The sequence below is a fragment of the Terrabacter sp. NPDC080008 genome (assembly GCF_040702505.1).
In the GTDB taxonomy this organism is placed as follows: domain Bacteria; phylum Actinomycetota; class Actinomycetes; order Actinomycetales; family Dermatophilaceae; genus Terrabacter.
Genome location: NZ_JBFBLC010000005.1, coordinates 320,474 through 344,557, shown reverse-complemented (window position 1 = coordinate 344,557; position 24,084 = coordinate 320,474). Strand labels below are relative to the sequence as shown.

At 73.2% G+C, this 24,084-nt stretch carries 22 protein-coding genes; 7 read left to right on the top strand and 15 right to left on the bottom strand.

Annotated elements, in window-relative coordinates:
- Positions 1 to 264 precede the first annotated feature (264 nt).
- From AB0316_RS16105 to AB0316_RS16085, 5 genes are all read left to right on the top strand, one after another.
- Positions 265 to 918, top strand: coding sequence for a succinate dehydrogenase cytochrome b subunit (locus AB0316_RS16105; RefSeq protein ID WP_366274053.1), 654 nt, complete (start codon positions 265 to 267; stop codon positions 916 to 918).
- A gap of 3 nt (positions 919 to 921) precedes the next feature.
- Positions 922 to 2,961, top strand: a complete 2,040-nt coding sequence (locus AB0316_RS16100) for a fumarate reductase/succinate dehydrogenase flavoprotein subunit (RefSeq protein WP_366274052.1) — start codon at positions 922 to 924, stop codon at positions 2,959 to 2,961.
- Positions 2,958 to 3,701: a succinate dehydrogenase/fumarate reductase iron-sulfur subunit gene (locus AB0316_RS16095; protein WP_366274051.1), complete on the top strand. Its 744-nt coding sequence runs from the start codon at positions 2,958 to 2,960 to the stop codon at positions 3,699 to 3,701. Before AB0316_RS16100 ends, AB0316_RS16095 begins: the two co-directional genes overlap by 4 nt.
- 145 nt (positions 3,702 to 3,846) lie before the next feature.
- Positions 3,847 to 5,061, top strand: coding sequence for an acyltransferase (locus AB0316_RS16090; RefSeq protein WP_366274050.1), 1,215 nt, complete (start codon positions 3,847 to 3,849; stop codon positions 5,059 to 5,061).
- A 10-nt stretch (positions 5,062 to 5,071) separates the two neighbouring features.
- Entirely contained in the window at positions 5,072 to 6,577 is a 1,506-nt protein-coding gene (locus AB0316_RS16085) for a hypothetical protein (RefSeq protein ID WP_366274049.1), read from the top strand.
- Positions 6,578 to 6,607: 30 nt separating this feature from the next.
- On the opposite strand, the gene AB0316_RS16080 is transcribed toward AB0316_RS16085, so the two are convergent.
- The 4 genes from AB0316_RS16080 to AB0316_RS16065 all read right to left on the bottom strand — a co-directional run bounded on the left by AB0316_RS16080 (position 6,608) and on the right by AB0316_RS16065 (position 10,214).
- Positions 6,608 to 7,711: a YihY/virulence factor BrkB family protein gene (locus AB0316_RS16080; protein ID WP_366274048.1), complete on the bottom strand. Its 1,104-nt coding sequence runs from the start codon at positions 7,709 to 7,711 to the stop codon at positions 6,608 to 6,610.
- 3 nt (positions 7,712 to 7,714) lie between these two features.
- Positions 7,715 to 8,245 carry a 2'-5' RNA ligase family protein gene (locus AB0316_RS16075; RefSeq protein WP_366274047.1) on the bottom strand — a complete coding sequence of 177 codons (531 nt, stop codon included), beginning with the start codon at positions 8,243 to 8,245 and terminating at the stop codon, positions 7,715 to 7,717.
- A 68-nt stretch (positions 8,246 to 8,313) separates the two neighbouring features.
- Positions 8,314 to 9,345: a tryptophan--tRNA ligase gene (trpS, locus tag AB0316_RS16070; protein ID WP_366274046.1), complete on the bottom strand. Its 1,032-nt coding sequence runs from the start codon at positions 9,343 to 9,345 to the stop codon at positions 8,314 to 8,316.
- A 62-nt stretch (positions 9,346 to 9,407) separates the two neighbouring features.
- Complete coding sequence (locus AB0316_RS16065) at positions 9,408 to 10,214, bottom strand: exodeoxyribonuclease III (RefSeq protein WP_366274045.1); 807 nt, start codon at positions 10,212 to 10,214, stop codon at positions 9,408 to 9,410.
- A 98-nt stretch (positions 10,215 to 10,312) separates the two neighbouring features.
- Here AB0316_RS16065 and AB0316_RS16060 point away from each other — a divergent pair, with 98 nt between their 5' ends.
- Positions 10,313 to 11,341 carry a MauE/DoxX family redox-associated membrane protein gene (locus AB0316_RS16060; protein WP_366274044.1) on the top strand — a complete coding sequence of 343 codons (1,029 nt, stop codon included), beginning with the start codon at positions 10,313 to 10,315 and terminating at the stop codon, positions 11,339 to 11,341.
- Positions 11,342 to 11,427: 86 nt separating this feature from the next.
- Here the strand turns inward: AB0316_RS16060 and AB0316_RS16055 are convergent, their stop codons facing one another.
- The 8 genes from AB0316_RS16055 to AB0316_RS16020 form a co-directional block, all read right to left on the bottom strand.
- Positions 11,428 to 12,057 (bottom strand): hypothetical protein, encoded by a 630-nt coding sequence (locus tag AB0316_RS16055; protein ID WP_366274043.1) that lies wholly within the window; start codon positions 12,055 to 12,057, stop codon positions 11,428 to 11,430.
- 106 nt (positions 12,058 to 12,163) lie between these two features.
- Positions 12,164 to 12,556, bottom strand: coding sequence for a hypothetical protein (locus AB0316_RS16050; protein WP_366274042.1), 393 nt, complete (start codon positions 12,554 to 12,556; stop codon positions 12,164 to 12,166).
- Between the two features lie 5 nt (positions 12,557 to 12,561).
- Positions 12,562 to 13,347 (bottom strand): hypothetical protein, encoded by a 786-nt coding sequence (locus tag AB0316_RS16045; RefSeq protein ID WP_366274041.1) that lies wholly within the window; start codon positions 13,345 to 13,347, stop codon positions 12,562 to 12,564.
- Positions 13,344 to 14,498, bottom strand: a complete 1,155-nt coding sequence (locus tag AB0316_RS16040; protein WP_366274040.1) for a glycosyltransferase — start codon at positions 14,496 to 14,498, stop codon at positions 13,344 to 13,346. Before AB0316_RS16040 ends, AB0316_RS16045 begins: the two co-directional genes overlap by 4 nt.
- Before the next feature lies 1 nt (position 14,499).
- Positions 14,500 to 15,519 carry a glycosyltransferase family 4 protein gene (locus AB0316_RS16035; RefSeq protein WP_366274039.1) on the bottom strand — a complete coding sequence of 340 codons (1,020 nt, stop codon included), beginning with the start codon at positions 15,517 to 15,519 and terminating at the stop codon, positions 14,500 to 14,502.
- Positions 15,516 to 16,640 (bottom strand): glycosyltransferase family 4 protein, encoded by a 1,125-nt coding sequence (locus AB0316_RS16030; RefSeq protein ID WP_366274038.1) that lies wholly within the window; start codon positions 16,638 to 16,640, stop codon positions 15,516 to 15,518. Before AB0316_RS16030 ends, AB0316_RS16035 begins: the two co-directional genes overlap by 4 nt.
- Entirely contained in the window at positions 16,637 to 18,070 is a 1,434-nt protein-coding gene (locus AB0316_RS16025) for an O-antigen ligase family protein (protein ID WP_366274037.1), read from the bottom strand. The genes AB0316_RS16030 and AB0316_RS16025 overlap by 4 nt, the downstream gene beginning before the upstream one ends.
- On the bottom strand, positions 18,067 to 20,109 hold the full coding sequence (locus AB0316_RS16020) for a glycosyltransferase (protein ID WP_366274036.1): 2,043 nt from the start codon (positions 20,107 to 20,109) through the stop codon (positions 18,067 to 18,069). The genes AB0316_RS16025 and AB0316_RS16020 overlap by 4 nt, the downstream gene beginning before the upstream one ends.
- Positions 20,110 to 20,222: 113 nt before the next feature.
- Here AB0316_RS16020 and AB0316_RS16015 point away from each other — a divergent pair, with 113 nt between their 5' ends.
- Positions 20,223 to 21,629 carry a polysaccharide biosynthesis tyrosine autokinase gene (locus AB0316_RS16015; protein WP_366274035.1) on the top strand — a complete coding sequence of 469 codons (1,407 nt, stop codon included), beginning with the start codon at positions 20,223 to 20,225 and terminating at the stop codon, positions 21,627 to 21,629.
- 28 nt (positions 21,630 to 21,657) lie between these two features.
- On the opposite strand, the gene AB0316_RS16010 is transcribed toward AB0316_RS16015, so the two are convergent.
- The 3 genes from AB0316_RS16010 to AB0316_RS16000 all read right to left on the bottom strand — a co-directional run bounded on the left by AB0316_RS16010 (position 21,658) and on the right by AB0316_RS16000 (position 24,054).
- Positions 21,658 to 21,942, bottom strand: a complete 285-nt coding sequence (locus tag AB0316_RS16010) for a PqqD family peptide modification chaperone (RefSeq protein ID WP_366274034.1) — start codon at positions 21,940 to 21,942, stop codon at positions 21,658 to 21,660.
- Entirely contained in the window at positions 21,939 to 22,859 is a 921-nt protein-coding gene (locus AB0316_RS16005) for a nucleotidyltransferase family protein (protein ID WP_366274033.1), read from the bottom strand. The genes AB0316_RS16010 and AB0316_RS16005 overlap by 4 nt, the downstream gene beginning before the upstream one ends.
- A 136-nt stretch (positions 22,860 to 22,995) precedes the next feature.
- Positions 22,996 to 24,054, bottom strand: coding sequence for a glycosyltransferase family 1 protein (locus tag AB0316_RS16000; protein WP_366274032.1), 1,059 nt, complete (start codon positions 24,052 to 24,054; stop codon positions 22,996 to 22,998).
- Between the last annotated feature and the right edge of the window lie 30 nt (positions 24,055 to 24,084).

The window sequence follows — 24,084 nt, the reverse complement described above, 5'->3', positions numbered from 1 at the left end:
CGCCCCCCACCTCCCCCCTCCGCGCCCGTCCGAGACTGCCCAGGTCGAGGAGGCCACGGCGACAAGGACGCCCGGCTGACGGCATACGTGCTCATTCGTCCCCGTCGTCGAGGGTTGTTGTTGACATTGTCACAAGGGGCCCTCTACCAGCGGGTAGGAATTTGGGTGCGGAAACCGCAGGGATAAAGTGCGCAGGTGGCCACCAACACTCTCCCAGCGACGGGAACTCCTCGACCTGCGTCGGCACGCCGCACCACCGTGTTCATGAAGCTGCTCATGGCCACCTCGGGTGCGCTGTTCGTGCTCTACGTACTCCTGCACATGTACGGCAACCTCAAGATCTTCGGCGGCACGCAGGCGTTCGACGAGTACGCCCTGCACCTGCGCACGATGCTGATGCCGATCCTGCCCTTCGGCGGTTTCCTCTGGATCTTCCGCGTCGTGCTCGTCGTCGCTCTCTTCGCCCACGCGTACGCCGCCTTCTGGCTCTGGAGCCGCGCCAACGGCGCCCGCACCAACCGCTACGTCGCCAAGCAGGCGGCTGTGGCGACGCTGCGCAGCAGGGCCATGCGCTGGGGCGGCGTCGCCCTGCTGCTCTTCCTCGTGTGGCACCTGCTGCAGTTCACGATCCTCAAGATCAACGTCGGCAACGAGGCCGCCGGCGACAGCGCCGGCAAGCTCGTCATCTCGAGCTTCCAGGTGTGGTGGGTCGTCCTCATCTACATCCTCGCGCTGGTCGCGCTCGGCCTGCACCTGTGGCACGGCGTCTGGAGCGGCGCCCAGACGCTCGGCTGGACGAGCAGCACCAAGGCGCGACGCGCCGCCAAGACGACCGGCCTGGTCATCGCGCTCGTCGTCAGCGTGGGCTTCGCGATCCCGCCGCTCGCCATCCTCTTCGGAATCGTCAAGGGAAGCTGATCCATGACCGACACCCAGGCAGCCACCGCATCGACCCTGGCGCCCGACGCTCCCGCCGCGCCCGCCGCCCCCGAGGCTCCCGGCGTCGTCCACGGCCTCTACACCGAGGGCTCGGCCCTCGCCGACAGCAAGTCCCCGGCCGGCCCGATCGAGTCGCGCTGGGACAAGCGCAAGTTCGAGGCGGCCCTCGTCAACCCGGCCAACCGCCGCAAGCTCACGGTGATCATCGTCGGCACCGGCCTCGCCGGTGGCGCGGCCGCCGCGACGCTCGGTGAGGCCGGCTACCACGTGAAGTCCTTCTGCTACCAGGACTCCCCGCGCCGCGCGCACTCGATCGCCGCGCAGGGTGGCATCAACGCCGCCAAGAACTACAAGGAGGACGGCGACTCCGTCTACCGCCTCTTCTACGACACCGTGAAGGGCGGCGACTACCGCTCGCGCGAGTCGAACGTCTACCGCCTGGCCGAGGTCAGCGCCAACATCATCGACCAGTGCGTCGCGCAGGGCGTGCCCTTCGCCCGCGAGTACGGCGGCCTGCTCGACAACCGCTCCTTCGGCGGCGTGCAGGTCTCGCGCACCTTCTACGCCCGTGGCCAGACGGGCCAGCAGCTGCTCATCGGCGCCTACCAGGCGCTCGAGCGGCAGGTCGCGGCCGGCACGGTCGAGACCTTCACCCGCCACGAGATGCTCGAGCTGATCGTCGTCGACGGCAAGGCCCGCGGCATCATCGCCCGCGACCTCGTCACCGGCGAGATCGAGACGCACCTGGCCGACGCGGTCGTGCTCGCGAGCGGTGGCTACGGCAACGTCTTCTTCCTGTCGACCAACGCGATGGGCAGCAACGTCACGGCCACCTGGCGCGCGCACCGCAAGGGCGCCTACTTCGCCAACCCGTGCTACACGCAGATCCACCCGACCTGCATCCCCGTCGCCGGCGAGCACCAGAGCAAGCTGACGCTGATGTCGGAGTCGCTGCGCAACGACGGACGCATCTGGGTGCCCAAGCGCGCCGAGGACTGCGACAAGGACCCGCGCGAGATCCCCGAGGAGGACCGCGACTACTACCTGGAGCGGATCTACCCCTCCTTCGGCAACCTCGTGCCCCGCGACATCGCCAGCCGCCAGGCCAAGAACGTCTGCGACGAGGGCCGCGGAGTCGGCCCGAAGGTCGGCGACTTCCGCCGCGGCGTCTACCTCGACTTCAGCGAGGCGCTGGAGCGGATGAGCGCCGAGGCCGTCGCGGAGAAGTACGGCAACCTCTTCGACATGTACCAGCGGATCACGGGCGAGAGCCCCTACGAGGTGCCGATGCGCATCTACCCCGCGGTGCACTACACGATGGGCGGCCTGTGGGTCGACTACGACCTGCAGTCCACGATCCCGGGCCTGTTCGTCGCGGGTGAGGCCAACTTCTCCGACCACGGCGCCAACCGCCTCGGCGCGAGCGCGCTCATGCAGGGGCTCGCCGACGGCTACTTCGTCCTGCCGAACACGATTCGCGACTACCTCGCCAAGGGCCCGTTCCCGAAGATCGACGAGTCCCACGAGGCCGTCGCCGAGGCCCGCGCCTCCGTGGACTCCCGCGTCGAGAAGCTGCTGTCGATCAACGGCGACCGCTCGGTCGACTCCTTCCACCGCGAGCTCGGCAACATCATGTGGGAGTACTGCGGCATGGAGCGCTCCGAGGAGGGGCTGCTCAAGGCGATCGACCTGATCCGTGCCCTGCGTGACGAGTTCTGGCGCAACGTCCGGGTGCTCGGTGCTGCCGACACGCTCAACCAGAGCCTCGAGAAGGCCAGCCGCGTGGCCGACTTCCTCGAGCTCGGTGAGCTGATGTGCATCGACGCCCTCCACCGCCGCGAGTCGTGCGGCGGCCACTTCCGCGCCGAGTCCCAGACCGAGGACGGCGAGGCGCTGCGTCACGACGACGAGTTCGCCTACGTCGCCGCCTGGGAGTGGAGCGGCCAGGACGGCACGCCGGTCCTGCACAAGGAAGACCTCGTCTACGAATTCGTCGAGCTGAAGCAGCGGAGCTACAAGTGAATCTGACTCTCAAGATCTGGCGCCAGGCCGGCCCCAGGGCCAAGGGCGACATGGTGACCTACCAGGTCAGCGACATCTCCGAGGACATGAGCTTCCTCGAGATGCTCGACATCCTCAACGAGCAGCTCAACGCCCGCGGCGAGGAGCCGGTCGCGTTCGACTCCGACTGCCGCGAGGGCATCTGCGGCATGTGCGGCCTGATGATCTCCGGCCGGGCGCACGGGCCCGAGGTGACCACGACGTGCCAGCTGCACATGCGCAGCTTCAACGACGGTGACGAGATCACCGTCGAGCCGTGGCGCGCCGACGCCTTCCCGGTCATCAAGGACCTCGTCGTCGACCGTTCGTCGTTCGACCGGATCATCCAGGCCGGCGGCTTCATCAGCGCCAACACCGGCGCGGCGCCCGAGGCGCACTCCGTGCCGGTGCCCAAGCCGAACGCCGACCGCTCCTTCATGGCGGCCGCGTGCATCAGCTGCGGCGCCTGCGTCGCGGCCTGCCCCAACGCGTCGGCGATGCTCTTCACCGGCGCCAAGATCACGCACCTCGGCGAGCTGCCCCAGGGCCAGCCGGAGCGCGAGGCCCGCGTGGTCAGCATGGTCAACCAGCACGACCACGAGGGCTTCGGCGGCTGCACCAACATCGGCGCCTGCGCCGACGCGTGCCCCAAGGAGATCCCGCTCGACGTGATCAGCCAGCTCAACCGGGACCTGCGCACCGCGCTGATGCACGGCGAGTGACCGTGTGCGTGATGCCCGGCGAGTGAGTCCGGGCGGCGATCCCCTGCGAGGGGTCGCACCCGAAGGCCCGGACGGTGCGCAGGCACCGCCCGGGCCTTCGCCGTTCCGGCCGTGACCACGCCGCCCATTCGGTACATTCCGAGCCATGGGGGACGCCCGCGACGCCGTCGGGCCTGCCGGAGCCGGCCGGATCGGGTCGATCGACGGGCTGCGCGCCGCCGCCTTCCTGGCGGTCTTCGCCTTCCACACGTGGGAGTTCGCGGGCCACCCCTCGATCCCCGTCGTCTCGTTCGTGATCGGCCAGAACATCCGGCCGGACTTCTTCGTCGTGCTCACCGGCTTCGTGCTCTTCCTGCCCTTCGCCCGCGACGAGCGCCGCCTCGGCCGGCTCGCGGCCGGTCCGTGGCTGCGCCGGCGGCTGCGCCGGATCGTCGTGCCGTACTACGTGGCGCTGGCCTTCGCCGTGCTGCTCCCCCAGGCCCTGGTGGCCCTGACCCGCCTGGCGGGCCGGCCCTCGTCGTGGCAGCCGGTGCCGGGCCTCGGCGCCTGGGTGAGCCACCTGACGTTCACGCACCTGCTATTCCGGGACTGGTGGGGCTCGATCAACGGCAGCCTCTGGACGATGTCGCTCGAGATGCAGCTCTACCTGCTCTTCCCCCTCCTGGTCCTCGCGGTCTCCCGGTGGGGGCTGCGCGCGCTGGCGGGCGCCGTCGTCGTCTCGGTCCTCTTCCGCATCGGGGTGGCTCTCGTGGTGGCCGGTCCGGCCTTTCCCGACCAGTTCCCGTGGGCCGCATCGGGCCTCGGCCGGCTGATGGAGCTCGCTGCGGGGATGGCCGCCGCGGAGGTGGTGTTTCGGCACGGCTGGCGCCCCCGGCGGAGCGCCACGGCGGCGCTGGTCCTCGCGATGGGCGGGCTGTTCACGCTCGCGTCCTGGGCCGCCGCCACCGACCCCGTCGTGCCGGTGCGGGAGCTGGCCCTCGGCGGCCTCTTCGGCAGCCTCGTCGTGCTGGCCTCGACGGTCGGAGCGGTGACCCGCTTGTTCGCCTGGCGACCCCTGGCCGTCCTCGGTCTGCGCGCCTACAGCCTCTTCCTCGTGCACCAGCCGCTCGCGTGGTACGTCAGCCGGGGCCTGCGCACGTTCGCCGGTGTCGACGACGGCCCGCTGATGCTCCTGCTCCTCTGGTCCGTGGGCCTGGCCGTCGTCCTCGCCGTCGGCCTGGTGTTCTTCCGCGTCGTCGAGCGCCCCTGCATCGCGTGGGCCAAGCGCCTGCCCGTGACGGCGGCCCCGGCCACCGGCGCCCAGGACGAGAGCGTCCTGGGCGGGAGTGGCGCGGCGCCCGTGTCCGACCCGGCTCACTAGGGTGGGCGCCGTGTCACGCCGCTCCGCCCCAGCCTCCCGCTCGCGCGCCTCGCTCGCGCCGCGCACCTGGTCCGCCGGTCTCGCGCTCGGGCTGGCGCTGACGACTGCGTATGCCGTCCCGCCGGCCTCCGCGACCGCCGCAGAGGCCGCGCTGCGGCCGGCAGCCGGGGCAGTCTCGCCCGCCGTGACCGGTCCCGTGTGCCAGCCGTGGCAGACGCAGCAGGCGGTCCCTCGCGGGGTCTCCCTGAAGCCGCGGGTCTTCCCCACGCCCGAGCCCGTCGCGACCTCCTCCGGCGCCGGGACGACCGTCGTCTGCCGCAACGCCCCTCCGGTGCCGTTCACGCATCCGGCGTGGGACCCGGCCACCGTCGTCGGCGGCTCGGCCCTCGGCGAGAGCGGCGTCATCACCGACCGGCAGACCGGCGTCCCCGAGCCGCCCGCGGTCTACGACGTCTCCTACGTCCTCGCCGACCTCGACAGCGGCGAGATCCTCGCGGCCAAGTCGCCGCACGCGTGGCTGCGCCCGGCCAGCACCCTCAAGACCCTGACGGCGCTGACGTTGATGCCCCTCCTCGACCCCAAGCAGGTCGTCGTCGCGGGGCCGGACGCCCAGGATGCGGCCGGGTCACGCGTCGGCATCCTCGCCGGCAACCGTTACCCGGTGTCGAGCCTGTTCGACGCGATGCTGATGTTCTCCGCCAACGACGCCGTCTACGCCCTGGCCGACGCCGCCGGCGGCTACGACCGCACGGTGTCGCTGATGAACCAGGAGGCGGCGCGCATCGGGGCCCACGACACCCTGACCGTCGACCCGAGCGGCCTCGACGACGGCGACCAGCGCTCGAGCGCCTACGACCTGGCGCTCATCGGGCGCGACGCCATGCGGCTGCCGCAGTTCCGGTCCACGATCGTCAAGCGCGATGCCGTCTTCCCCGGCGGCAAGGACAAGAGCGGGAAGGTCTGGCCGGCCTTCCACGTCTACAACATCAACGAGCTGCTGGCGCACTACCCCGGCACCATCGGCATCAAGCCGGGGCGCACCGACCGCGCTCAGCACACCTTCATCGGCGCGGCGACCAGAGACGGCCGCACCCTCCTGGTCAGCCAGATGGGCAGCGTCACCGGCTCGTGGGAGCCGACGGCCGCGCTGCTCGACTGGGGCTTCGCGCACGCGGACCAGCTGCGGCCGGTCGGGCAGCTCGTCGAGCCGGGACAGGCGCCGGCCCCCACTGCGGTCGTGCTCCCCCGCCTCCCCACGAACGGCGCCGGAGCGGCCGGCTCTGGCGGGTCGTCGCAGGGCCGGGCCGGTGGCGCCGACACGGGGACGCCCACCCCCGCCGACGACCTCGCCGGGCTTGCGGACGCCCGCTCGGTCGGCGCCCTGCTCGTGCCTGCCGGGGCAGGAGCCGTCGTCACCCTGGGTCTCGCCGTCCTCGTCGTGCTGCACCGGCGTCGGCCGCGCCTGCACCGGCGTCGGCCGCGCCTGCGCCGGCGTCGGTCACGCCTGCGCCGCTGACCCGCGGGGCGCTTCGAGGACCCGGACGGCTCAGCGGCGGCGCAGCCGGCGCACGCCCTCCAGCACGCTCGCCGCCGCCGCCCCGACGAGGACGCCGGCGGCGACGCTGACCCGGTCCACGCGGCGGGTGACTGCCGGTGCGGGGACCGCGCGGGGCGTCGCGACGGGCGCGGCGGCATACGGCACCAGGCTCGTGTCGGCGTCGGGCGGCAAAGGTGCGACGAACGCGGGACGCAGCGCCTGCGAGATCGCGGAGCGGCCGGTGTCGTCGCCGAGCCGGCTCAGGTCGACGTCGCCGACGACCCAGGCGGCGGACAGGAGGATCACCTTCGACATGAGGTTGAGCCAGAAGAGGAGGCCGACCGACACGGCGACGGCCCCGAGCAGCGGGTTGCCGGTCGCGTGGCCGATGAGGAAGCCGCCGAAGAGCTTGAGGACGGTCAGGACGGTCGCACCGACGACGGCGCCCTGGCGCACGTCGCGCATCGGGAGCGGGGCGCCCGAGAGCATCCGGAGCAGGACGACGAGGATGAGGGTGTCGAAGACGACCCCCACGACCAGGCCCACCAGCCCCACGAGCGGTCCGTTGCCCGCCAGTCCGATCCAGCCGGCGACCCGCTGGGCCAGACCGCCGATGACGCTCGTCAGGATCGCCGAGACGGCGATGGCCAGGCCCATGGTGACGAGGACGAAGAGGTCGCGCGCCTTGGTGCGCACGGCGCTGCCGATGGAGGCCTCGAGGCCGAAGATGCCGCGGATGCCGGTGCGCAGGGCCCCGACCCAGCCGAGTCCGGCGAGCAGCAGCGTGACGAACGAGATGATGCCGGTCAGGGTCAGCGTGAGGCTCGTCGGCGCCTGGACGCTGATGATGCCTTCCGGGTGGTCGGGGGTCTTGACCATGCCCGGCAGGGTCGTGTTGAGGTAGTCGGCGATGGCCGTGACGAGGTCGGGCCGGCCCTGGAGCACGAAGCCGAAGATCGCGAAGGCCAGGGCCAGCGCGGGGAAGATCGAGAAGAAGGCGAAGTAGCCGACGCCGGCGGCCAGCAGGTCACCGTTCGACTCGCCGTAGCGGGTCCAGGCCCGGTAGGGGCGGGTTGCCTTGAGCCGCTCGAGGAGCGGCTGCAGCGGCGGCACGGGTCAGGCTCCGGAGAGCGCGAACTCGTGCACGGGACGCCAGACGCTGTCGTCTCCGAGCTCGTAGAGGTGGAAGGAGCCGACCTTGAAGGCGACCGAGTAGTCGGCGAGGTCGTCGAACGCCTTGTCGAGGGCGTCCGCCGGCACGTTGTGCGCCACCGTCACGTGCGGGTGGTAGTAGAACTCGAGGTCACGGTGGATCGGGCCCGAGCGCAGCGCCACCTCGAGTGCCTCGCAGTTGGAGACGCCGCGGGCCACCTGGATGAACACGACGTCCGACAGCGGCCGGAACGTGCCGGTGCCGCGCAGCACGACCGAGAAGGGCGACTGCGCCGACGCGACGTCGGAGCAGTGGCTGCGGAAGGCGGCGTACGCCTCCTCGTCCACCTCGGTCGGTGGCAGCAGGGTGATGTGCGCGGGGATCTGCCAGGCCGCCGGGTCGCCGAAGTCGTCACGGCGCTGCTGAAGGTACTCGCCGTGCGGGGCCGGGATGGGGATCGAGACGCCGATCGTCGTCGGGCGCGGGGCAGTCACACCCCCGACCGTACCGAACCGCGCTGTCGCCGGCGGCACGGGGCTCGGCGGCACGGTGCCTCTGGCGCTCAGGAGCGGCTGGCTGAGCCGAGCAGGCCCACCTTGTCGTAGACGCGGCGCACCGTCGCCTCGGCCACCGCGCGGGCGCGCTCGGCGCCGTCGTCGAGGATCCGGTCGAGCTCGGCGGGGTCGTCCATGAGCTCGAGCGTGCGCGTGCGGAAGGGGGTGACCGCGTCGACGACGACCTCGGCGACGTCCTTCTTGAGGTCGCCGTAGCCCTTGCCGGCGTACTGCTCCTCGAGAAGTGCGACCGGCGTGCCCGTCAGGGCCGAGTGGATCGAGAGGAGGTTGGACACCCCCGGCTTGTTCTCCTCGTCGAAGCGGATCTCGCGCTCGGTGTCGGTGACGGCCGAGCGGATCTTCTTGGCGATCCGCGACGGCTCGTCGAGCAGGCTCACGAGCCCCGCGTCGGACGCAGCCGACTTGCTCATCTTGGCGGTCGGCTCCTGCAGGTCCTGGATCCTGGCGGTCGCCTTCATGATGTGCGGCTCGGGCACGACGAGCGTGTCGCCGAAGCGCTGGTTGAAGCGGCCCGCGAGGTCACGGGAGAGCTCGAGGTGCTGGCGCTGGTCCTCGCCGACCGGCACGACGTTCGCGTCGTAGATGAGGATGTCGGCGGCCTGCAGCACCGGATAGGTGAAGAGGCCCACGTTCGTGTTGGTGCCCTTGGCCGACTTGTCCTTGAACTGGGTCATGCGGCTGGCCTCGCCGAAGCCGGTGAGCGTGCCGAGGACCCAGTAGAGCTCGGTGTGCTGGGCGACGTGGCTCTGCACGAAGAGCGTGGAGCGGGCCGGGTCCACGCCACCGGCGATGTACTGGGCAGCCGTGATGCGGGTGCGCCGGCGCAGCACCTCCGGCTCGGGGGCGACGGTCAGGGCGTGCAGGTCGGCGACGAAGTAGAAGGCGTCGTGGGTCTCCTGCAGGCGCACCCACTCGACGAGGGCACCGATGTAGTTGCCGAGGTGGAGCGAGTCGCTCGTCGGCTGCATGCCGGAGAGGCTGCGCGGCGTCGTGGTCGAGGGGGAGGGCGTCGAGGACATGGGTGCATTCTGGCCCATGCGCTGACGCCTCCCCCAAACCGGTCCGGGCGGCGGGCGGCCGCTCAGGCCTCCGGCAGGGCGTAGTCGACGACGACCGGGGCGTGGTCGCTCCACCGCTCCGCGTAGGTCGGCGCCCGGCCGACGAACGCCGCGGTGGCGGTGGCGGCGAGCCGGCTCGTCGCGAGCTGGTAGTCGATGCGCCAGCCGGCGTCGTTGTCGAAGGCCTTGCCGCGCCATGACCACCAGGAGTAGGGGCCGGTGACGTCGCCGGCGAGCTGCCGCTGCACGTCGACCCACCGCCTGTCGGCGAACCAGTCGTCGAGGACGGCTCGCTCCTCCGGCAGGAAGCCGGCCTTCTTGAGGTTGCCCTTCCAGTTCTTGAGGTCCGCCTCGCAGTGCGCGATGTTGAGGTCGCCCGTGACGAGCACGAGCTCGTCCGCGTCGGCAGCCCGCCGCATCCGGCGGGTCATCGCGTCGAGGAACGCCATCTTGACCTCCTGGCGCTCGGTGCCCGCCTCGCCGGTGTGGACGTACGCCGACACGACCGTCAGCGGGCCCGCAGTCGTCTCGAGGTCGGCCTCGACCCACCGGCCCTCGTCGGCGAAGGCACCGTCGATGCCGACGCGGACGGCCGTGTGCGGCTCGCGCGTCACGACGGCGACGCCGGCACGGCCCTTGGCCGACCCCTCGGTGTGTGCGACCGACCAGTGCGCGAGGCCCGCATCGGCGAGCACCTTGGCGAGCTCGACGTCGCCGGCGCGGACCTCCTGGAGGCAGAGCACGTCGGGGCCCGCCTGCTGCAGCCACGGCACCATGCCCCGGCGGGCGGCGGCTCGGATCCCGTTGACGTTGGCGGTGACGACGCGCATGCGCTCGATTGTGCAGGTGGCGTGCGTGCGGTCGGGACCGCCCCGTCGGTTCGCTCGAACAACCCTGGTGGTATGCCGTCCGCTGCCTAGAATGCGACGTGCCTACCGACGCCCTCGCCCTCGCACCCGCCCTGCTGGCGGTCGTCCTCGTCGTGAGCGCCGTGGGCAAGCTCCGGTCACCAGAGGAGTCGGCGCGGGCTTTCCGCGACCTGCGGGTGCCGCAGCCCCTCGCGAACAGCCTTGTGGCGCAGTCGCTTCCGTGGGGGGAGCTGGTGCTCGCCGTGGGCATGGTGCTCGCCGGCAGCCTGGCCGCCGTGGTGGTGGACGCGGTGACGCTCCTGCTCTTCGCGGCATACCTCGTGCTCGTGGTGCGGGCGCTCGGCTTCGACGAGGACGTCGACTGCGCGTGCTTCGGCTCCCTGGCGCCGGGACGAGTCACCCGGCGGACGGTCGTGCGCAACGCGTGGCTCGTCGCGCTGGCGGCGATCGCCCTCGTCGCCGCGGCGAGCGGCGGCTCCGTCGTCGCGCGCGTGGCGGACGGGCGGCTGCCCTGGTGGTGGCTCCTCGGTGCCGCGGCGGCGGCCGTGACGACGGTGCTCGTCCTCGGGACCGGCCAGGCGGGGGCGGTCGGCGACGGAGGCACCGAGCACCTGGACGGCCAGGCCGTCGAGGAGGGCGACTACGTGCGGTCGCGCACCCCGGCGCTGCCGGTCACGCTCGGTGACGGCACCGAGACGGACCTGCGCGCGCTCAGCTCCGCCCGCGCGCAGCTGCTGCTCTTCGTCTCCGAGGGCTGCGGCAGCTGCGGCGGCGTCATCGCCGCGACTGCGCAGTGGGCCGCCGAGCTGCCCGAGCTCGACGTGCGTCACGTGCTCGAGGTGGTGCCAGGGGTCGGAACGCTCACCCGGGCCGAGGAACCGCGCAGCGTGCACGACCCGGCGCACCGGCTCTGGGACAGCTTCGGGGTGCGCGGCACGCCGTCGGCCGTGCTGCTCGGCGCCGACGGGCTGCTGGCCGGTGGTCCCGTCACCGGCGCTGAGCACGTGCCGGGGTTCGTCGCCGACATCCGCGCCGAGCTGCAGGCCGCGAGGGCCGATGCACAGACCGTCGTGCCCGGCCGCGGCTGAGAGGCAGTGCGCGAAAACGAAGCGGCGGCAACCGGTCCCGGTCGCCGCCGCTCGCGTCGTCTCCTGTTCCTGGCCCGTGACGCCCGTCAGGACGGGAGCGGGAAGATGTTCTGGACCTGGCAGCTGCCCTGGTTGGGACCGGGAGCCGACGGCGTGCTGCGCAGGCCACTGCTGATCGTGGTCGGCGCACCGACCGGTGCGCACGTGTTGCCGCCGAGGCAGTCGTAGCGCTGGTAGGTCAGGGTCATCTCGGCGTTCTGGCTGTTGCCGGTCGGCTTGGCACCGGTGTAGACGAGCACCTGCTGCGTCGAGGCATCCGGCGTGCAGAAGTAGTGCTCCGCCGGCGCCCCGCAGCTGACGGTCGTGCAGGAGCCGGAGCAGGTCGGGCCCGACCGCACCGAGGCGGCGAACGAGGTGACGGGGGTGCCGTTGACGGCGACGGCGGTGATGACGGTGATGCCGGTCGTCGGGTTGGGACCGACCGTGTTCACCGCGGTGAGCTCGAAGACGTAGCCCTTGAACGTGTCGGTGGAGCCGCCGGGCAGCTTGCACGCCCCACCGGTGAAGGAGAGCGGTCCCGCTGAGGCGGCGACGGTGGGCGCTGCGCCCGCCACGACGACCGCCGGGACGGCCCACGCCGCGCCCTTGACGACCGACCGCCGGCTCGGTGACGCGGCCCTCGGAGGCGCCGTGCCGGCGCCGTGGATCTGTGACATTGATGTTCCCCCACTCGATGACGAAGAACCCCCAGTGCTTCGTCAAGGTAGTCCTCTTCGACGCCTCTGGTACCGGATTCGCACACCTTGGACGGGTGTCCGCCGATCAGTCCGTCGAGATGTCGGCGATGCCCCTTTTTGGCCGCTGACCTGCGACGATGACGCGTTGCCGGGCCAGGTCGAGGACGGCTGCACGGACCAGCTCGACGAGGTCTCCCGACGGTGGCTCGCCGAGGCTCTCCCGCAGCTCCCGGGCCAGGCGCGCGAGTGTCGTGCCGGGGGTGACGAGGCGCAGCACCTCCGCGCCGAGCGGGGAGAGGCGCACGACGTGGAAGCTCGGGCCGAGCCCGACCATGACGACGGTGCCCTGCTCGGTCGAGACCTGATCGACGACGCGACCCGTCCGCAGCTCGGTGTCCTCCCGCAGATCGTCCTCGCGCGGCGGCTCCCCGGGCAGCGCACCGTCGACGACCCCGCTACCCCCGGTCACGTCGCCCATCCCGTTCACCTCCTCCTCGCCAGCACGTCGGCGACGAGCGGCTCGAGGTCGACGGCGTCGTGGAAGCGCACGCGGCGCAGGCCACCGACCGACTCGATGAGGCGGGCCAGTCGCTGCAGCGGCCGGTCGAGACGCGCCAGTGAGGACGTCTCGGGCGCGAGCAGCACGAGCGCGTCGAGGGCGTCGACCGGCTCGACGAGGACGCCGGCTCCGGCCGGGAGGTCACGCCGCAGGACGACCAGGCCTGCGAGCCACGGCTGCACGGCGGGGGCGGCCAGCGACAGCTGCGCCGGTGCCAGCTCGTCCTTGACGTCCGGCCGCTCGGGGCGCCGCACCGACAGCGGTTTGCAGTACGGCACGACCCGGTGGTGGTCGTCGACCGCCACCGTCTCGTCGGAGACGTAGCCCCGGCCGCGGCCGAGGGCGCGCACGACGGTGGTCTTGCCCGTGCCGCCCGGAGCCACCATCGCGATCGTCGCTCCGGTGGTCTGGTCGCACAGGGCGCCGGCGTGGAACATCAGGAGTCGGCCGGCTCGGGCGGCGATGGCCTCACGCGTGACGAGCTGGGTGAGGTCCTGCAGCGCCCGGGCGAGCTCGGCCGGTCCGGCATCGGCAGCCACCACGGGGGCGCTCACCTGCCGGGCCCCTTCTCCATCGTGCGGGGCTGAGGCGGCGCACCCGGACCAGGCCGTCGCGGCCAGCGCACGCAGGCCCTCGTGCCCGACGTGGATGGCGATCGTGACCCCGAGCGCGCTGACGTGCAACGGCGTACCCGGCGTTGGGTGGGTCATGCCCGCCTCGCGGACGGGCGCAGGCGGCCGATCACCTGCTCCAGCTCGTCGACCCGGCGGGACCAGTCCCACTGGCGGGCACGCTCGGCGTCACCTTGCTCGCCGGGAGTGCTGCCGACGTGGCGAGTTACCGCCCCGACCACGGCGGCGACGAAGCGCTCCCCCGGCGCCACCGTGACGAGCGGGTCGTCGGCGTCGCGGAAGCCCGCTACGGGGGTGGACACGACCAGGCGCCCGGAGGCCTGGTACTCGTACAGCTTGATCGGGTCGAGGCTGTCGGTGAAGGGCGTGACGACGTGCGGCACGACGAGGACGTCGGCGTGCTGCACGTAGGCCGGCACCTCGGCGCTCGGACGTGCGCCGAGCAGGACGACCCCGGCCTCGGCCAGTCGCGCGTGCTCCTCGGCCGGCAGCGCGTCGGGTCCGACGAGCACCAGGCACGCCGCACCCGCGAGCGCGCGGGCGGTGGCCTCGCACAGCTCGACGTCGAGCCGGTCCCGGTGGAGCGTCCCGACGTAGACCGCGACCGGGGCGGACGGCAGGTCGAGCGGCCGGCGGTGGGGCACGGCATACGCCGCGGTGTCGACGCCGTTGCGGATGAGCGTCGTGGGACGGTCCCCTCCCTTGCTCGCGGCCAGGGCGGGCGAGCAGACCACGACCTCGTCGCAGCGGGTGAGCAGGACGTGCTCCTGCGCGGTGACGCGCTCGAGCTCGGCTGCCGGCCGGTCGGCGAGCGTCCAGTCGTCGGTCACGTCGTAGAACGACGGCCAGGTGGTCGCCTCGACCAGCATCGCCCCCGCGGGATCGTTGACCCAGAGCAGCGGATCGGTCATGCCGAGGGTGCGGACCGCGCGCAGCACCTGCCGCGCCCAGCGTTCGTCGAGGTGCCGGTCCACGCGCCGGGGCAGCCACTTGGTCGGCTCGAGCAGCCACAGGGCATCCGGGCCTACCCCTTCCAGCTGGGGGGCGGGGCGCAGGCCGCGCCCGCGTCGCGGTGGCCCGGCGCCCAGCACCGTGTGGAGCGGATCCGTCGCCGGCTCGACGAACAGCACGCGCAGGGCCGGGTCGCGGCGCAGCAGCTCCGCGACGAGGTGCTGGTTGCGGCGCCACACGCCGTCCCAGGCCTCGAGCGACGCCACGACGAGATCCACGTCAGACCACCCTCCGGTAGACCATGGCAGTCTCCCGCGCCTGGTGCGCCGGGGTGAACCCCTCGCGCTGAACCTCTTGCAGCGCGGCACCGTAGGCGTCCCGCCGATGAGGGTCGGTGGCCAGGCCTGCGAGCAACCGACCGGCACAGGCGGCGTCGCCGGCGGGATGGAGAGCCGCACCCGTGACGGCGCCCACGGTCTCGAGGTGGCCGCCGGCGCCCACGGCGACGACCGGCAGCGCGGCAGCCATGGCCTCGAGCACGGTGAGCCCGAGTCCCTCGTCGGGGCAGGGCGCGAGGAGCACCCCGGCGCGCTCCATGAGCTGAGGCACGTCGCTGCGGTGACCGAGGAAGCGCACCGCGTCGGCGATCCCGAGATCGCGCGCGAGGGCGGCCAGGCGCCCCCGCTCGGCGCCGGCCCCGGCGATGTCGAGCCGCCAGCCCAGTGCTGCGACACCAGCCGCGGCGAAGGCCCGCAGCGCCACGTGCGTCTCCTTCTCGGGCTCCAGGCGCTGCGCGACGAGGACCACGAGGTCGCGCTGCCCGGAACCTGCCGTCGTGGCGGTGGACTCGACACCCGGGTGGATGACGGTGCTCGTGCCCGCCACGGCGTCGGCGACGTAGCGGCTGATGGCGATCTGCACATCGACGCGGCGCGCGGCGGCCGCGGCCGCCAGCGCCGAGACCGGGTTGCTCCCACGGTCCCGCGCGAAGTGCCGTGTCACGACCAGCGGCCGCTCCATCCCGAAGAGGCTTGCAGCGCAGGCGATCTCGGCAGCGGTCATGTGGGCGTGGATGACGTCGGCTCGCACGGCGCAGCGGCGCACGGCAGCGAGCACCTGCGTCACCGTCGTGGCGGCGAGGGTGCGCACGCCGTCGCCGGCCACCTGGGACATGCGGGCCGGGTCGCCGCCGACGACCACGACGTCGTCGCCCGCCTCGTGCTGGGCGCGAGCCAGGCGGGCCACGTGGTTCTCGACCCCCGCGAAGGCATCCGACCGGACCGCGTGGAGGACCCTCACGGCGTCCGCTCCAGGCCCTGGAGCACGTCGAGGTAGCGCCGCGCCACGACGGCCCACGAGTGCTGCTCGGCGGTCTCACGGGCGGCGCGCCGGGTGGCAACGGGGTCGAGGGCGAGCGCCCGGGTGAGCCCGGCGGCCAGCGCGGGCACGGTGCGCTCCACGACGGCCCCGGTGACACCGTCGGTCACGACGTCGGGCACGCAGCCGGTCGACGTCGCCACCACCGGCAGGCCGCAGGCGAGCGCCTCGAGGACCACGAGCCCATAGGACTCGTACGCGCTGGGCATCGCGAGCGCGTCCGCGGCGTGCAGCCAGGGCCGCGGGTCGGCGTGCGCTCCGACGAAGTACAGCCGGTCCCCGAGCGCACGTGCCGCCCGCTGGCCGGCCTCGGCGGCGACGACATCGCCTGTGCCGCCGACGACGACGAGGTGCACCTGCGGGTCCATGGCGGCCACGGCCTCGACAAGCAGCGGCAGGCCCTTGCGACCGAACTCGTTGCCGATGAAGAGCACCACCTGGTCGGCCGGGCCCAGGCGCAGCCGTCGCCGGGCCTCGTCCCGTTCAGCGGCGGTGGGCGGCCGGAACCGCTCGACGTCGACCCCGTTGCCGATGACGACCGTCGGGATCGCGAGGCGCGGATGGGTCTCGCGCAGGAGCCGATCCTCCTCACCGACGAGGTTGATGACGAGACGATGAGTGCCGCTGCGGGAGTAGCGGATCCGGTCGCGCACCGTGGTGAACAGGTGCAACGGGTTGCGCAGCAGGCGCAGCCGGTGGTAGCCCCGAGCCCGCATGGCGACCTCGACGAGGCCGTGGTTGACATAGACGTCGCCGGCGAGCGCGTCGTTGTGGCAGACCGACAGCTGATCGGGGTGCCCGCGCAGGTGCCGGCGGGCCCGGACCGTTCCCACGGTCGAGAACCACACCACCCTCGCGACGAGCGCCAGCCGGCCGCGCACCCCGCCGCGGCGCTGCGGCAGCCACGCGCCCCCCGCCTCGGCGAGGGTCAGCCGGCGTACGTCGACGCCGAGTCGGCGCCACTCCAGCTCGAGATGGTGGGCCACGGCGCCGACGCCGGTGCCCGGGCCGATCTCGGGGGTGATCTGCACGACCGTCGTCATGCGGTGCTCGCAACCCGGTCGCCGGCCGGGCCGCCACCGCCTCGCTCGTCCCGCTCGTCCGGTCTCTGGGCCGCGTCGGGAGGAAGGGCCTCGGCCGCCGCGCCCGAGGCACCCCGGCCCGGGCCGTGTTCGGCGAACCGGGCGGCGCCGAGGCACAACCCCAGGACCACGAACGGCACCGAGCCCTGCACCGCCGACCAGAACAGGTCCAGCTGGCCCTGGACCAGCCGGGAGACGAGCACGGCCACGGCGAGCGAGCCGTAGGCGGGGTCGAGGCGCCAGGCCACGCGAAGCGCGACGACCATGAGCCCGATGAACGCGGCGAGCCCCACGACGCCGGCCGACGTCAGCACCTCGACCTCAGCGTTGGGCGGCTGGAACTGGAACGGGAACCGGTCGGTGTACCACCAGCGCAGCCCCACCCCGAACCACGGGTCGGTGCTCCACACCGTGACCGAGTCCTGGAACCAGGTGAGGCGCTGGAAGACGGAGTTGAACTGGTTGCCGGACTGCACCTGGTCCTGCACCAGGTTGGTGACGAACAGCAGCAACGGCGCGACGAGGAGCAGGACGAGCTTCGAGCGCCTCCGATCGCTGCGGCCGCGCAGCACGAGCACGAAGACGGCCGCAGCGAGCCCGACGACGGCCTGCCGGGACTGGGTGAAGAGCACGGCGGCGAGCATCAGCGCCATGAGCACGCGCGACCAGCGGCGGCCGAGCCCGGCCCAGGCCGGCCGGGCGTAGACCATGGCCGCCCCGAGCGCACAGACGGTGCCGGCGAAGTTCTTGTGCATCGCGAACGGGAAGGTCGGGTAGACGGGCGCGAGGTCGCCGTGCGCCGCGTGCGTCACCCCCTGGACCACCGTGCCGACCGCGAGCACCGCGATGCTGCCGATCAGCAGCCGGACGCCGGTGCGCGCGTGCCCGTTGGCGCCCACCGCCCAGCCCACGAGGAGCGAGCCCGCCACCATGACACCGGCGTGCGCCCACTCGACGGCGTTGGCGGCATACGGGTTGTTGACGACCGTCACGAGGGTGGCGAACTGGTAGGCCGACCACGCCCACAGGACCGCGCGAAGGCCCGAAGAGAACGGGCGCCGGGCGAGGAACAGCGCCGGCACCGAGGCCGCGGCGAGGGCCAGGTCGGACACGGACAGGTCGACGCCGCTGCTGCCGACCCGGACGACGACGAGGAGCAGCGGCAGGACGGCGAGCGGGACCAGCCCGGGCTGCACCGCCGTGACACCGATGGCGAGCACCGCCACGGAGACGAGGACGGCCGCCTCGGGCGCGGTGACCGCGAGGTGCCCGACGGCCGTGACGAGCACCAGACCAGCAAGCAGGAGCGCCGCACGGGCGAGCGCGCCGCCACCGCCCGGACGCCGAAGACGGCTCGGGCGTGGGACACGACCCAGCGCGGCGCCACTCATGCCGGCCCCGCCCCTACCCCTGCCCCGACCCCGTCCTCGGCCCCGGCGACGACGCGCTCGAGCGGCTCGGGCTGCAGCGCGCGGAAGTCGTCCGGTCGCACCTCGGCTCGTGCGGGGCCACGCAGGTAGAGCCGAGCACGCGCGCGGGCCGCGGCAGCTCGCCCCCCGGGCAGGACCAGCCCGCGCGCGGCGGAGCCCACCACCTGCCCGGCACGCGCCAGCTGCCAGCCGAGGTCGCCGTGGTGCTTGCGCAGGTAGGTCTCCTGCGCGGCGTGGAAGTGCCCCTCGCGCCTGGTCGGGTCGTCGCTCGTGGCCGCGCCGACGTGCACCGCGTGCGCCTCGGGCACGAGCGCGTGGCGCCATCCGAGGAGCGTGGCGCGGCGCGCCCAGTCGGTCTCCTCGGCGTAGAGGAAGAAGCGCTCGTCGTCGAAGGGGCCGACGTGCTCGATCGCCTCACGGCGCAGCAGCAGGACCGAGCCGATGACGTAGCGGTCGCGGCGCAGCCGCCCGAGCCCGACCGCCTCCACCCACGTGCCCCAGGGGGACGGGAAGGGCCACTCCACCCGCGCCGGCCGGCCGTCCGCATCGACCTGGGCCGGGCCGACGCTGGCGAGGTCGGGCCCGGCGAGCAGGGCGGCGTGCAGCCCTGCGACGTCTGCCGGGGCGATGATGGCGTCGGGGTTGACGAGCAGCACGTCGGCCGCCGGGTCCACGTGTCGCAGCGCCTCGTTGACGCCGGCGCCGAACCCGCCGTTGCGTCCGGGGTCGACATAGCGGGCGCCTGCGCTCTCGGCGACCGCCCGCACCTCGGTGGAGGACGAGTTGTCGACAACGGTGAGCGGCAGCTCCGTCAGCGGCGACAGCGCCTGCCGCACGAGGTCGGGCCTGCCGTATGCGACGACGACCACCTCGAGCCGCCTTGCGTCCGTGGGTGGCTCGCTCGACCACTGCTTCGTGGCGGCGCGGTAGGCGTCCTCCTGCTCGAGGGCGACGTGGTCCCACGACGTGGCCGCGGCACGAGCCAGGCCCGCGGTGCGCAACCGGTCGGCGAGCCCGGGGTCCTGTGTCACGGCGGCGAGGGCCTTGGCCAGCTGCGCCGGGTCGTTCTCGGCCACGACCAGTGCCGCGTCGCCGACCACCTCCGGCAGCGCGCCGCTGTCGCTGACGACGACCGGGGTGCCGCACGCCATGGCCTCGATCGCCACCCGGCCGAACTGCTCGACCCACGAGGAGGTGCTCAGCGACGGGACCGCGAGGACGTCCAGCTCGCGGTAGAATTCGGCGAGGGCCTCGGGCTCCAGCGACCCGAGCAGCTCGACGCGGTCGGCGATCCCGAGCGTCCGCACCAGCGCCTCGAGCGCGCCACGCTCCGGCCCGTCGCCGACGAGCCGCACCCGCAGGCCCGGCTCAAGGGCCGCCGCCCGCAGCAGCACGTCGGCGCCCTTGCCGGGCTCGAGCCGACCGGCGAACCCGACGACAGGCACCTCGCGCGGGCGGACGGCATACGCCCTCGGGGTGAAGACGTTCAGGTCGGTGCCGAGGTCGACGACGCATGCTCGCCCCGGGAAGCCCTTGCGCTCCACGTTGCGCCCGGCTGCCGCGTTGCACACCACGACCCCGGCCGCATGACGCAGGACGGCCCGCTCGAGCCAGCGGAACGGGACGGGGTGGCGCTTGTCGAGGTTCTGCGCGGAGTAGACGAGGTAGGGGGCGCGCTGCCGCCGCAGCCACCGGAGGAGCAGCACCTCGGCGGTGGCGAGCGCATACGGCTCCTCGTGGACGTCGACGACGTCGACCGGACGGCCCAGCGCGCGCCACAGCGGGCGGGGGTCGTAGATAAAGAGAGCGGGGTGCGACCCGAAGGTGCGCGCAGGCGTGACCGGCTCGGCGGCCCTCGGGGACAAGGTGATCCGCCGGCCGCCCTCGGTCCATGCCGCAGCCGACACGAGGTCGACCCGGTGGCCCCGGCGGCGCAGGGCACGCTCCCTCCCGCGCCACGGGTCGACGACGGCACTGTGGGACACGCGCAGTGCCCACATGGGCCTCACCGCCCTCCCCCTACCGGCCCCGCGGATGTCGCGGAGTCCGCCCGCCCCTTCGGATGATATGGGACGATGCACGCACATGATGTCGAGTTGGCCGGGGGGGCCGCATGACGTTTCGGGAGTTTCTCGGCGTACTCGGTGCTCGGTGGCGGATCGTCGCCCTCAGCCTGATCGCCGTGCTGGCCGCGACCGCGGTCCAGACGGCGCTGACGCCCGCCGTCTACACGTCCAGCTCGAAGATCTACCTGCGCGCCACCCAGCCGCCGAGCGCCAAGACCGGCAACCAGACCGCGCAGTATGCCGTGTCGGCCAGCGACCTCGGCACCTACGTCGACGTGCTCACCTCGCCGTCGGTGCTCGACCCGCTGCGGGACCGGCTCGGGCTGCCGGCCGGCTACCCGCTCACCATCTCCGGTGAGGTCTCGCAGACGTCGAACATGATGACGATCACGGCGACCGGTGGCGACGCGCAGCTCGTCGCGCGGACGGCCGGCGAGGCGGGCCCGGTGCTCGCCGACGTCGCGAAGAAGTTCTCACCGCTGCTCGCCTCGAACGGCCAGTCGGTCGAGGCGGACACCATCGTCCCGGCGACCGTGCCGTCCGAGCCGACGTCGCCGAACACCCGGCGCAACCTCCTGCTGGGAGGGCTGCTGGGCCTGGCCCTCGGCATCGGGCTGGCCCTGCTGCGCCACACCCTCGACACCAAGGTGCGCACCCGAGAGGACATCGCCGCCCTGTCGAAACGGCCGATCCTCGGGGACATCCCGCTCGTCAAGTCGGTCAAGGACGGCCTGCTCTCGCTGGAGAGCGACCCGCACGGGCGGCACGCCGAGTCGATCCGCCGGCTGCGCACCAACATCCTCTTCGTCGACGTGACCACCGGCGGCCACTCGTTCGTCATCACCTCCTCGGTGCCGGGCGAGGGCAAGACGACCACGACGATCAACCTCGCCCTCGCGATGGCCGACGCCGGGTCCCGCGTGCTGCTCATCGACGGTGACCTGCGCAACCCGTCGGTCGCCGCCACGATGGGCCTCGACGGCGGGTTCGGGCTGACGACGCTGCTGCTCGGCCACGCCGAGCCCGGCGACGTCATCCAGCGGTGGCGCGAGTCCACGCTCTTCGTCCTGCCGGCCGGCCCGGTGCCGCCGAACCCGAGCGAGCTGCTCGGGTCCGAGCCGATGGAGGCCCTCTTCGGCAAGCTGTCGACCGACTACGACTTCATCCTCGTCGACAGCCCACCCGTCGTGCCGGTCGTAGACGCGGTGCTCCTCAACAAGCTGACGCACGGGCTGATCATGGTCGTCGGCGCCGAGCGCACCAAGAAGCGCGACCTGGCCAGTGCCGTGGAGTCGCTCGAGACGGTCGACGCCCCGGTCGCCGGCTTCGCCCTCAACATGGTGCCCTCGGGCTCGTCGACGGCCCACCGCTACGGCTACTACGGCTACAACCAGGACGCCGGCGCCCCGAAGCGCCTGCGTCGGCGACGCGCTCGCGCGAAGGTCCCCGCCTGAGGCCAGGCACCTGAGCCAGGCGCCTGAGCTAGGCGCCGGCCGCCGGGACCGGCTCGAGGAAGCCCTGGCCCTGCAGCTCGACGACGAACCGGTCGACGTCCGCGCACACGGCCTCCTCCGGCTCGTCGAAGGCGCCTGCCACCCGCGCGACCCAACCCTCGGCCGGAGCGGTCGTGGCCTCGACCCAGATGCGTGCCGCCGGCCCCTCGAGGACGACGAGGGGGCCGCCGGGCAGGCGCGCCAGGTAGACGACGCTCGCGTCGTCGGCGACCGTGACGCCCGTGTCGGCAGCCGGACGGAACGCCCCCGTCACGGCCGGTCTCCCGTGTTGCGCCGCAAGGCTCTGCGTCCGCGGACCTGCCGAGCTACCTGCTCCCCCAGTCCACGGACCGGCCGGCCGAAGAACTCGCCGACGATCTCGCGGCGCGTCACCGGCCGACCGCGGACGATCGTCAGGTGCTCGACGTTGACGAGGGCGGAGCGCGACACGACCGCCAGCTTGGCGCGCAGCCCCCGCGCCGCCCGCACGCGGGCTTGCCACTCCTCCAGGCGGGTTCCGCCGCGGGCGGCCACGCGCCAGAGGTCGTATGCCGGGTCGTCGCGGTGCTCGTCGAGCGTGCCGGTGATGACGGAGAAGGGCACGTGGGCGTCGAGCCGGTCGACCCAGGCGAGGATGCGGTCGCGCTGTGCCCCGCCCGCCGACGTCCACACCGAGTCGACGTCGTGCGCCGCCTTGGCGTCACCGCCGGCCCGGGCCGCGTGGAGCAGCAGCAGGGCGGCCTGGGCATCGCGCGACGGCACCGCGCAGGGGATGCCTCCGAGAGGGGTCGTCGCGCGTTCGCGCCACAGCGTCTCGAAGGCGACCTCGGGTGTCGGCCCGGCACCCGGGTAGGTCCGGTGCAGGTCCAGCAGCCCGAAGTCCTGGTGCCGCAGCGTCGCCGCGTGCTCGAAGGAGGAGCCGTACGCGAAGGAGTTGATCAGCTCCCAGCCGTGGCGCTGCAGCTCGGCGAGCAGCAGCCGGATATCGCGCGGCCGGGCCAGCACGTCGGCGTCGGAGTAGCTGCGGCCCGGCACGAGGGTGGGGTCGAGCGCGGCACCCTTGACGTGCAGCAGGTCCAGGCCGTTGCGGTCGGCGATCGCCTGGATGCAGGCGTGGGCGAAGCCGATGCGGACCTCCAGGGGCACCACGACGGCGGCTACGGGCGGGTCCTGCGCCTCACGGGTTGCCATCGCGCAAACCCCCACAGATCGCACGCCGACTGGTTGCTCGCACCCTAACAGCGGTCGCCGGACCTGCGCGGGGCTTCGTGGAGCTCGGCCGGTGGGCCGGGTGTCCCGGGGGCTGTGCCGGTCGGGGGGCTCGGCGTCAGCAGATGGAACGCCAGACGCGGGCGTGGCCCTCGGCGCTGGCCGCCCACGTGAAGAGCCGGGCCCGCTCGTGACCACGCCGGACCATCCCGTCGACGGTGTCGCCTCCGGCGAGCACGTCGAGGATGCCGTCGGTGAGCCCGTCGGCGGTGGGCTCGACGAGGAGGCCACCGTCACCGACCACCTCGGGCAGCGACGAGCGGTTCGCGGCGACGACGGGCACCCGTGCGGCCATCGCCTCGAGGGCGGGCAGACCGAACCCCTCGACGAGCGAGGGCACCACGACGACGGACGCGGCGGCATACAGCCCCAGCAGCAGCTCGTCGGGGACCCGGCCGACGAGCCGGACGCCCGGGAGCCGGGCGAAGAGCTCCGTGCGGCGCGGATGGGGCGGCCCGGCGAGGACGAGCGTGACGTCGGGCCGGGCGGCGTGCGCGCGCGGCCACGCCTGCGCCAGCGCGGCGAGGTTCTTGCGCTCGGACGCGCCGCCGGCGGTCAGGGCATACGGTCCCTGGATCCCCAGTCCCTCAAGGACATCCGTGGCCAGCGGCTCGGCGCCGAAGTAGCGGTCGTCGACCCCGTTGGGCACGACGACGGGATTGCGGACACCCAGCAGGTCCGTGGCCTCGGTGGCGGTGAAGGCCGACACGCACACGACCGCGGCCGCACGTCGCAGCTCCTCGGCGGCGGCCGCTACCGGCGCCGACTCGTCGGCGTAGCGCCAGGCCACGACGTCGTGCAGCGTCACCACCTCGTGGGGAGCGGGCGGCAGCTCGAGGTCCATGCGGTGCACGAGGCCACCGCGGCCGTATGCCATCCGGCCGGCTGCCGCCCGCGCCCGCGGTGACGCTCCGGTGAGCCAGCCCATCGGCAGCCGCAGCGTGCCGGGGAGCGGGGAGCGCAGGGACCGCGCGACGACGTGCCGCAGGTCCCACGCCTCCCCCGGCCCGGCCAGCGCGTCGAGCGCGCCGGCGGCACGGGAGACGATGTGCCGCTGGTAGGCCTGCGCGCCCATCGGCACGGCGGTGGCCGTCGTGGCGATGGTGAGCCGCGGCACTGGCGCTCCTGCCTGTCGTCGTGCGGGACG